Source organism: Planktothrix sp. FACHB-1355 (assembly GCF_014748295.1).
Classification (GTDB): domain Bacteria; phylum Cyanobacteriota; class Cyanobacteriia; order Cyanobacteriales; family Aerosakkonemataceae; genus Aerosakkonema; species Aerosakkonema funiforme_A.
This window is the reverse complement of record NZ_JACJUP010000463.1, coordinates 1-4,868: the sequence shown is the minus strand read 5'-3', so window position 1 is coordinate 4,868 and position 4,868 is coordinate 1. Positions and strand designations below refer to the sequence as shown.

The 4,868-nt window shown below is 41.7% G+C and carries 4 protein-coding genes; 1 reads left to right on the top strand and 3 read right to left on the bottom strand.

The window, feature by feature from the left end; all coding sequences use genetic code 11:
- The coding region (locus H6S82_RS18435) for a serine/threonine-protein kinase (RefSeq protein ID WP_242057004.1) at positions 1 to 778 on the bottom strand (778 nt) is incomplete at its 3' end.
- Between the two features lie 67 nt (positions 779 to 845).
- Between H6S82_RS18435 and H6S82_RS18430 the strand changes: the two genes are divergently transcribed.
- The gene (locus tag H6S82_RS18430) at positions 846 to 1,349 is read left to right on the top strand and encodes a hypothetical protein (RefSeq protein ID WP_190463292.1); all 504 of its coding nucleotides are present in this window, start codon (positions 846 to 848) and stop codon (positions 1,347 to 1,349) included.
- A gap of 170 nt (positions 1,350 to 1,519) precedes the next feature.
- Here H6S82_RS18430 and H6S82_RS18425 read toward each other — a convergent pair whose 3' ends face one another.
- Together H6S82_RS18425 and H6S82_RS34390 are read right to left on the bottom strand one after the other, a co-directional pair.
- Positions 1,520 to 2,218 carry a carbonic anhydrase gene (locus H6S82_RS18425; protein WP_190463290.1) on the bottom strand — a complete coding sequence of 233 codons (699 nt, stop codon included), beginning with the start codon at positions 2,216 to 2,218 and terminating at the stop codon, positions 1,520 to 1,522.
- 171 nt (positions 2,219 to 2,389) lie between these two features.
- On the bottom strand, positions 2,390 to 4,633 hold the full coding sequence (locus tag H6S82_RS34390) for a tetratricopeptide repeat protein (RefSeq protein ID WP_191056520.1): 2,244 nt from the start codon (positions 4,631 to 4,633) through the stop codon (positions 2,390 to 2,392).
- Positions 4,634 to 4,868 lie beyond the last annotated feature (235 nt).

Here is a 4,868-nt window from a genome sequence, read left to right as displayed (position 1 = left end):
ATCGCACCATCTTGTCTAAAATCGCTGCCAATTGCTTGCTTACCCGTGCTTGTTCGCGCCAGATAACTTCGCCGGTTTCTGCTTCTGACTGCAATTCGTCTGGCGAGATTCCGGTTAAGGCTTGAATTGCTGTCATTCCCAAAGCATAAATATCGCTATTAAAGCGCGGCTTTCCTCCCAACTGTTCGTTGGGCATATAGCCGCTGGAACCGATGAGAATGGTTCCGCCTGTCTGTCCCTGAGTGGTAATTACCAAACTGGTGATTTCTTTGACCGCTCCAAAGTCAATTAAAACAAATTTGCCATCCTGCCGCCGTCTGATTATATTTGAAGGTTTAATATCGCGGTGGATGACATTTTGGTGGTGAACAAACACCAATGTTTCTAAAACGTCTTGTAAAAAAGCTATAACCTCAGCTTCGTTCATTTGTTTCCCTGAAGTGATCTCTTGGCTGAGATCTTCGCCTTCAATGAATTCTTGAACTAAATAAAATTCTTGGTTTTCCTCAAAGTGGGCGAGTAGCTGGGGGATGCGATCGTGCTTTCCCAAGCGATACAGAACTTGTGCTTCCGTCTCGAACAAACGTCTCGCCGTTTGCAAAAGGGAGGGATCTACATCTTTAGACTTAAGTTGCTTGACTACGCATTGGGGTTTGCCTGGGAGGTCTCTATCTTCCGCCACAAAGGTAGCACCAAAACCTCCGCTTCCCAGCAAGCGAATGATTTGGTAGCGCCCACGCAGTGTCTTTCCAAGCATCCGGTTCGTGTCTTGTAGCATTGCTGGTACTGATTGTTACATGGATTTTGCCACAGAAGACACATAAAAAAAAACTACTGTCTGTGAGATGATTTTTGTATATCGAGAGAAGTCTGACTTGTTTTTTGAAACACGCCTAGAGGAAGAAGCTAGGTTAATTGATGTTTTCCTAACATTTATAGCGTTGCTAGCTACAGATGGAAAGATTCCCATGCGCGAACTTCATAAAATCTTCAATTTACTGCGCCGCACACTTTTCATGGTGCTGCTGGCCGGTCTGATTTCCCTGATTAGTTTGCCTACTCTGTGGGCTCAAGCGATTCCCTTCATGGATAATTCCAGCCAACCAGAAAACATGAACAGAGTGGGAAACCGTCCCTACGATGAACGGGGTAACGCAAATATCATACAAGCAGACAAAGACAGCAGCCTAGACAACGCTACTGTGAATAGAATTCAGAACAAGGCCGAAGATTTGGGTAACAGCCAAAGAGGAATTGGCGATACGGGCCTGAAAAACATTAAAAATTTGGGAAAAAATATCCCCCAGGCGATCGATCGCAACTTCAACCATAATCCAAAAGACATTTAGGGTAATGTTGAAGACAACGTTAAATAACAGTTTTGTCACCAACTCGTTGTGGCAAAAAACGATATTTTTTCAGCCGATAAAACAGGCGAATTTGTTAATAATACCGCCTGTTTAACTGTGCTATCTCTGGTTTATACTTTCCATTTGTTTTGGCGATCGCTACAGGCATTTTATCCTAACAATGAAGCTATCCCGTTGACATTCATATCAGGCAGCATTTCGGGAATTTCCTCCTCTAAAAATTCGCCATCATCATGTTTGGCTTGAATGTTGCACCGCTCCATACTGTAAACATTAACCCCTCCAGTTTCAATTTTATATACCCAGCCATAGATCCTAAGTTCGCCTTTGTGGAGTTTGGAATGAATAACTGGGTAGGTTCGCAAATTTTCTATCTGAGTTAGAACATTCTCTTCAATCGTGGCATTCAAAAGATCCTCTCCCTCATACCCCTGATAGTTTTCCTTAATCAGCCGACGGGTAGCTTCAGCGTGCTTTAACCATTCGTAAACCAATGGCATTTCTTCTGACAGTTCATTCATATGCAGGAGTCCTTTCATCGCTCCACAGTTGGAATGACCGCAGACAATAATCTGTTTAATACCCAAAGCTACGACGGAATATTCTATTGCAGCTCCTTCACCCCCATTGGCTGCACCGTAAGGTGGAATGATGTTGCCCGCATTGCGAATAATAAATAGCTCACCTGGTTCGGTATGGGTGAGTAGATTCGGATCGATCCGGGAGTCGGAACAAGTGATGAACAATGCTCTGGGGTGCTGTTCGTGAGAAAGCTTCTCGAACATCTCCCGATGGCTGTTGAAGTAGGTGGTTTGGAATTCCCGCAGACCTTTAATGAGTTTTCGCATGGCGTTGGCTTTGTAAACTTGTATTAAACTACTAGGCCGGATCAATTAATGAACGGCTATCTTTTTCCCTATCAACTTTTAAACAAGATAACAGATATGGGTAGACAGCAAAAAGTATTTTAAAATACTTTTTGCCAAGTATTATAAAATAGTTAAATTAGGGTAGAATTGCTACGAATGCTGTACAATTTGTTGGTAAAATTCTTCTAGCCCTTTTACACAATTTCGGTCTTCATAAAGATAATCCTGGCGAGTCTTAATGCGTTCTTTAATGTTGCTTCGCCAAACCGGATCTAAACCTAATTTAGCAGCGATGTAAATATATTCGGCTTCGTTTTGAGCGATCGTATCTGTTACTCCCAGCATTTTAAGAAAGCTATCGGCGTGACGACCTCGCATAAATTCGCCTGCACAAGTAACAATTGGTAAATGGCAAGCGATCGCTTCTAAGGCTGTATTTCCACCCGACCAACTTAAAGTATCGAGAAACACATCACAAAGTAAATTAATTGTCAAATAATCAGATCGAGTGGGAATGGTGAGAAATAAGCAGTAATCTTCGCTATTCAAACCTACTATTGCAAAGGCGCGATCGAGCCTTTTTTTGAGTAATCCACCCCGCAGAAAAACAAACTTAGCTTCAGGTACTTCTCGCGCAATTTCAGCGAAAATATAATCGTGTTGCGGCAAATATTTAAAAGGAGCTTGGCAGCATAAATATAGAACTGCATCATCCGGCAATCCCAAATCCGATCGAGTCTTTGTTAGCGCGGGAATATCTTCTGGTTTTGGGTAAGCAACACCAATATTTGGTAAACGAATTAGTCTTTCAGAATAATGTGATTCGCCATTTTCTGGTTCCATCAACTCGCTGGATAAAAAGTAATCAATAGTTGGAATACCAGAAGTAACCGGATGTCCCCAAGCGGTGCATTGCACTGGCGCAAGACGTAAGCCAGCTATTTTGACTGTTTGCGAGTCCATCCCAATTTCTGGAAATACAAGAATGTGCAGTTTATCCGCTAGTATTTGCTGACAAACTGCTTCTAGATCCTCCGGTATATGATGAAAAACATCGCTGTAATTCTGGAACTGTTTTGTGATATAATCTGGGTCGTTACCTGTGTAGTAACAGTAAACCTCGAAATTCTGTCTATTGCAGTAACGCAACCAGCCAACTAGCCATAATGTGCCGCTATAAGAGTGGAGATAATTTGAAATATACCCAATGCGAATTTTATTATTAATTTTCAATGGGGGCATTGGCAATGCCTGAACCCAATTCGGGTAGTTAGCCGCCATAATTTGATGTATTAAACTTCCCCACTGACGCTGCAAATCTACAACATTCAGCCCTTGATGTCCTAAATAAAAAGTGGTGACGCAAACTAAACCTGCCAGACCATTTTTTTTATCTTCAACTGTTGCAAGAGATGTTTTTTCAATTAAATCTTGCAGCCCTTGTTCGTAGCGCTGACGATAAAATTTTATTTCATCTTCACTATTGTAGACAAGAGGGATCATTAATTTATCGAGAATCTGGAAAGCATAATCGTTAGGCAAAAGGCGCGATGCAGATTCAGCGCTGGCGATCGCTTCTTTTGTCTTTCCTCTTGTTTGTAAGAAGGTTATGAGCGCAAAATGCAGTTGACCTGCTGTAGGATAAAGGCGGATACCTTCTTGCAATGTGCGGATAACTTCTTCTGCTCGATTGAGATTTTTCAAACATTCGCTGAGGTAAAAATAAGCTTTTGCGTCTCTAGTGCGAGTTTGGAGAAATTGCTGATATTTGTCTATGGCAGTTTCATATCTTCCCTGTTTGTATAGTCTATGAGCAGATTCTAGAATATAAGCGGGACTTTTTTCGATATTTAAGGCAACTTCCAGGTTATTCAATAGATCTGGATTATCCGGATTGAACTTTAGGGCTGTTTGATATACTTGGATCGCTTGCTCGATCTGGTTCTGTCTCATTAAAAGATTTCCCAAATTGATGTAACTACCGAAGTGTTCGGGATTGGCAGAAATTGCCTGACGGTAAACTGCTTCAGCTTCGTTGATTTCGCTTATTTGTGCGAGGAGATTGCCTAAGTTGTTATAAGCATCGAGTAAGGTGGGATCGAGTGCGATCGCATCTTGATAAGCTGATATTGCTTCATTAATATTATTCATTCTTTCCAAACAACAACCCATCACATAACATCCCATTGCATTTACTGCATCAATCTCCAGAGATTTTGCAATAGCTGCTTGTGCATCAGCATAACTTTCGATTTGATAATAAAGTATGCCTAAGTTCAGCCAAGCTTCGGCGTTATTGCTGTGAGCGGTTAAATATTCTCGATATTTTGACTCGGCGGCGGCGAATTGTTGTTGGTGGTGTAAGTTTAAAGCTTGTTGATATAGAGTATTCACGGGATTTTCTCTTGGCTGAAGTTACTTAAATATATTTACAGTTTACCTTGTGGATGGGGTAGGCGATGGGACAGCTTACGGCAATAGCAGCACCCAGCGTCGTTAAAGAACTGGAAATGCCGCGCAAATCAGCTTGAAAATTCTGACTATTACACCATTCTAACTCGCATACAGGAAGTTGTAAAAAGCGATCGATCCTTAAACTATCACTGCCGCAGCCCCACTACATTAAACA

What these genes read in the sequence shown, in the direction of transcription:
- H6S82_RS18430 (WP_190463292.1), top strand. Translation starts at nt 846, where the DNA reads ATGATTTTTGTATATCGAGAGAAGTCTGACTTGTTTTTTGAAACACGC.
- H6S82_RS18425 (WP_190463290.1), bottom strand. Translation starts at nt 2,218, where the DNA reads ATGCGAAAACTCATTAAAGGTCTGCGGGAATTCCAAACCACCTACTTC.